The organism is Paenisporosarcina sp. TG20 (assembly GCF_000286315.1).
In the GTDB taxonomy this organism is placed as follows: domain Bacteria; phylum Bacillota; class Bacilli; order Bacillales_A; family Planococcaceae; genus Paenisporosarcina.
Genome location: NZ_ALJG01000136.1, coordinates 1 through 4,992, shown reverse-complemented (window position 1 = coordinate 4,992; position 4,992 = coordinate 1). Strand labels below are relative to the sequence as shown.

The following is a 4,992-nucleotide window of genomic DNA, read 5'->3' as shown; positions in this document are numbered from 1 at the left end:
CTTTTTGAACACGCTCTTTTAGAATTAAAAAGCATAAAACTTTGAACTTTGAAAACTAAATACTAATGGCTTTAATTTGAAAGCGACCCGAAAACCCCAGTCGATATACATTTTCTACTAATACTCTAATCATTAGTAATTGCTTAAAAGTACTGGACGTGTTTGCTCAGTTTTTATTTTATGATTCGCTAAAAGTTCTTTTCTTTGATTTCGCTTAAAGATTTGGACATAATACAACTTAAAGGAGTGTGATTGAAGTTGAATAAGTTTTCATTTTATAACCCTGTCAAATTAATCTTTGGTAAAGGTCAATTGGAGCAAATCCAAAAAGAATTACCTAAATACGGAAAAAAAGTACTAGTAGTGTATGGTGGCGGAAGTATAAAGAAAAACGGTCTTTATGAAGAAGTTATGACAATATTAAAAGCAATAGATTTAGAAATATTTGAGTTAAGTGGAGTAGAACCTAATCCTCGTATTTCAACAGCGAGACGAGGCATAGAAATCTGTAAAAAAGAAAACATCGATGTAATACTAGCAGTGGGTGGAGGATCTGTTATTGATTGTACGAAATTAATAGCGGCAGGTGCAAAATACGATGGAGATGCCTGGGATTTCGTTAGCCGTAAAGCTATTCCTGAAGCAGCAATTCCGTTCGGAACAGTACTAACGTTAGCGGCGACTGGATCAGAGATGAATTCAGGATCTGTTATTACTAACGAGGAAACACAAGAAAAATATGGATGGGGAAGCCCTCATGTTTTTCCGAAATTTTCAGTGCTAGATCCAACATATACTTTTTCAGTACCACAAGACCAAACAGTATATGGTGTAGTTGACATGATGTCTCATATATTTGAACAATATTTCAACAATGCAACGAACACACCTGTTCAAGATGAGATGTGTGAAGGTGTATTACGGGCAATAATGGAGACTGCACCAAAGCTTCTAAACGATTTACATTCCTATGAGCACCGAGAAACGATCCTTTTTTCAGGTACAATTGCATTAAATGGAATGTTACAAATGGGATATCAAGGCGACTGGGCATCGCACAACATCGAGCATGCAGTATCTGCAGTATATGATATTCCACATGCGGGGGGATTAGCTATTTTATTCCCTCATTGGATGCGTCATAACATCGAAGTTGACCCAGAACGTTTTGCTCGTTTAGCTGTTTACGTATTTGGAGTAAACCCAGAAGGCAAAACAGTTATTGAAATAGCTAACGAAGGAATTAATAACTTACGTGATTATTGGACATCTCTTGGAGCGCCTGAAACTCTAGCTGATTATAAAATTGATAGTACAAATATCGATTTAATGGTTGAAAAAGCAATGGTTAACGGGAAGTTTGGTAATTTCGCACCTTTAGAAGCATCAGATGTAAGAACTATTTTAAAAGCTTCATTACAGTAAAAGAAAGCTCCCAACCATTGGTAGGGAGCTTTCTTTTGTTTTTACGAATAAAATAGGACTCCTTCTGTCCATTCTATGTAGAAGACAGGAGGTTTTTTAGTTGATAGAACTTAATTCTTCATTAAAAGGCAAGCGGTTTGAAAAAGGTCATTTAGAAGAATTTTTAACAAGCCAAGGCTTTACTATTGGTGGTGGTTGGGAATACGATCATGCATATTTTGATTATGTATTTCAAAAAGCTCCATATTATGATGTACTAAGGATTCCAGTATTAGTGAAAAGCGGAGACTTTGAACAGCCCTCAGCAAAGTTAGAGTTTGGTGTACCTTTCTTATTAAGGCATTGTTACCAGTATGGGCTTGATGACGAAAAGGATGCTCTATTTGGAATTGGTGCAGGAACGTTAAATCAATTTCAAAAACCAATTGACAAAGACGCACCGATAAGTGAAAAACTTGTCGTGCGGGGAGTTGAATTATTAAAATCTATCGAAAATAATTTACAATAAGAAAAACCCCATCCATTTAGTGGATGGGGTTTTCTCTAATTAATTATTAATTATTCAAACAGGTGGTAAATTTTCTTGCCTATTACTTACATGTTTCCAGTGACTTATATTATCGTCTTCGTCAAATGAGATTGTCACATCTTCTACACCGCGCTGATTTAAAATAAGATCAACCAAATGATCACGAATGTCATCTGCCTTTGCAAAGGAGATTGAAGGATCAACTTCAGCCACAAGTTCTACATGTAAGAACTCACCCTCTTTAATAACCATAAGTTTTCGAATATCTTTTACATCTTTTTGGTTAATGACAAGATGCGCTATATGATTTAACATTTGTTCGTCTGTTTCTCCAATTGCACCACGAGCATTTTCTAAAAACACACGTCCAACAACATAGAACATCATTAATCCAATCATAATAGAAGCAATACCTTCTGCTTGTAAAAAACCGGTGAAATGAGCAATTAACACTGCTATAAATGCTAGGATACCTCCGCTAGTTGCTACTAAATCTTCCATAAATACTAACTTTGTAGCCGGTTTAGCTCGTTTTAAGTGAACAAAACCTAGTGTTAATGGTGCTAAACCTTTCGCATTTGAAACACCTGCTTCGTGTAAAACTTCTTTACCTGCCTTATATAGTACAAAAACTTCTAAAATAATTGCAATTCCTAATACACTAAGAGTAATTAACAAGCCGCCAGATTTTTCAGGATGCTGTATATGATGCCAGCCCTCAACTATTGTTTCATAAGATAAGATCCCAACAATTAATACTGCACCTAGACAAACCAAATTGACAACTCGACCAAATCCGTCTGGAAAACGTGGTGTAGGTGCTTTCTTAGAAAGTGCTGATCCTATAAAAACAAAAAATTGATTGGCAGCATCCCCAATCGAGTGCATCATTTCTGCAAACATCGCAACATTTCCTGTGAAAAAGAAAGCTAAACCTTTTAATCCTGCAATGAAAGTATTAACTATTGCTGCTAACAAAGAAGGTTTATTTCCTCCCTTTAGTAGTTCAATATATGTTTTCATAAAGCTCCTCCTATTAAGATAAGATTTCTAGTTCTACTCGATCAATATATGGGAGAGAATGTACGCTGTTATAAATGGCAAATGCATTGTGCTTTGACAATGCTGATAAACGAATTTCAACTTCATGTTTTAAGCGTTGGCCAGAAAGTGGAATATCTTTAATACGAAGGCTTTCTATTACCATCTCTTCCATGGTTAAAAAAGAAACCAGTTTCTCAATCTCAGTTGTTTCTGAAACAAGAACCTTCATATAAACGTCTTTCATCCTTAAGCGTTTTGGACCATATTTAAATAGGATAGGTGGTAGTAGCTCTATTCCAACTAATACGATTAAAACACAAATAGTTGCCTCTACATAAAAGCCGGCTCCAACGGCAATACCTATTCCACCAGCACCCCAGATCATTGCTGCGGTAGTTAATCCTGTAATACTGTCATTCCCTTTGCGTAAAATCACCCCTGCACCTAAAAAACCAATGCCACTTACTATTTGGGCTGCAAGACGCAATGGGTCCATCGTGATATTAACATCATCTCGAGTTTCAGCAACATACGCTGATTCAATGGAGATATAAGTAAGGAGACAGCTAAACGTAGCTATTACCAAGCTAGTCTTTAGGCCAACGGGTTTCTTTTTCAATTCCCTTTCAACGCCAATAATCAAACTTAATAATGCAGCTAAACCCAACTTTATTAATATTTCGGTGTGAACAAATTCGGAAATTATTCCTATCATTAATATCCTCCCTCTAAAGTTAAAAAACAAGTTGCACAGTCTGCTTAGAAATGAAACAATATGAAGGGTTACATATAGATATAGTACCTTTTATTGGTTAGTATTGACAATTAATAAAGGTGAAGAGAGAAGTGAAACTTGTGGAAAGAACAACTATCCACCCATATATACCGATCGCAATTGGTGTCATTGCTGTTGCCATGTCGGCTATTTTTGTAAAACTTGCCGATGCAGATGCGGGAATTATTGCATTTTATCGTATGTTATTTTCTGTACTAATCATGGCCCCCATCTTTTTTTGGAAATACACTGCAGAACTAAAACGCTTAACAAAAAGAGATTGGTCATTTTCACTTGTTGCTGGTATCTTTTTAGCATTCCACTTTATCTTATGGTTTGAATCATTAAATTACACATCGGTTGCAAGTTCAACAGTATTAGTTACACTCCAACCATTGTTTGCTTTTGCTGGAACGTATTTTTTCTTTAAGGAACATTTATCAGTTAAAACTATTTTATCTGGATTGATTGCAATTGGAGGATCCATACTGATTAGTTGGGGAGACTTTCAAATTAGTGGTACTGCTTTATATGGAGATATGTTAGCACTTATTGCTTGCGCACTAGTAACGGCATACTTATTGTTTGGTCAAGATGTACGAAAAAGACTTTCACTCGTTACATATACTTTTGTAGTTTATGGAGTAAGTACAATCACTCTGTTTTTTTATGTCATTTTTAAAGGAGAGTCGTTTGGGCCATATCCAGCAAATGATTGGTTATGGTTTGTCTTGTTAGCGATCGTTCCAAATCTTTTAGGACATACATTATTTAACTGGTCTTTAAAATATGTTTCAACAAATGTTATTTCCATCGCGATTTTATTTGAACCAATTGGTGCAACAATTTTAGCTTTCTATGTATTTAATGAGTATTTAATCTTAACCCAGGTTATAGGTGGGTTCATTGTAATTGCAGGTATCATGCTGTTTGTAATGGACTTCAACAGGATCAAAAGAATATTTCGCAAAAAAACTCTTGATTTATAGTTTTAAAAGATGTATATTAATAAATGTCCTTAAGAAGTGAATACAGTATTTCAAAATAGTTATTGACTTTAAGTTCGAAAGACGGTATATTAATTTAGTTGCTAATTTCAGCGCAACGAAGTAAATGAAAATAGTAAAATTTATTCTTGACACAGCAATGAGAATTTGTTAAGATATAAAAGTTGCTGTCGTGAGATAGACAAGCATAGTGAACCTTGAAAACTGAACAG

Annotated in this window: 5 protein-coding genes; 3 read left to right on the top strand and 2 right to left on the bottom strand. The window is 35.2% G+C overall.

Features of this window, described 5'->3' with window-relative positions; genetic code table 11:
• Window positions 1–258 precede the first annotated feature (258 nt).
• Window positions 259–1,425: an iron-containing alcohol dehydrogenase gene (locus tag B371_RS0101540; RefSeq protein WP_019412564.1), complete on the top strand. Its 1,167-nt coding sequence runs from the start codon at window positions 259–261 to the stop codon at window positions 1,423–1,425.
• A 100-nt stretch (window positions 1,426–1,525) separates the two neighbouring features.
• On the top strand, window positions 1,526–1,933 hold the full coding sequence (locus tag B371_RS0101535) for a YugN family protein (protein WP_019412563.1): 408 nt from the start codon (window positions 1,526–1,528) through the stop codon (window positions 1,931–1,933).
• Window positions 1,934–1,987: 54 nt separating this feature from the next.
• Here the strand turns inward: B371_RS0101535 and B371_RS0101530 are convergent, their stop codons facing one another.
• Complete coding sequence (locus B371_RS0101530) at window positions 1,988–2,977, bottom strand: cation diffusion facilitator family transporter (protein ID WP_019412562.1); 990 nt, start codon at window positions 2,975–2,977, stop codon at window positions 1,988–1,990.
• 13 nt (window positions 2,978–2,990) lie between these two features.
• Window positions 2,991–3,713, bottom strand: coding sequence for an MgtC/SapB family protein (locus B371_RS0101525; protein WP_019412561.1), 723 nt, complete (start codon window positions 3,711–3,713; stop codon window positions 2,991–2,993).
• Between the two features lie 140 nt (window positions 3,714–3,853).
• On the opposite strand from B371_RS0101525, the gene B371_RS0101520 reads away from it, so the two are divergent.
• Window positions 3,854–4,762: a DMT family transporter gene (locus tag B371_RS0101520; RefSeq protein WP_026022941.1), complete on the top strand. Its 909-nt coding sequence runs from the start codon at window positions 3,854–3,856 to the stop codon at window positions 4,760–4,762.
• The last annotated feature ends 230 nt before the right edge of the window (window positions 4,763–4,992 follow it).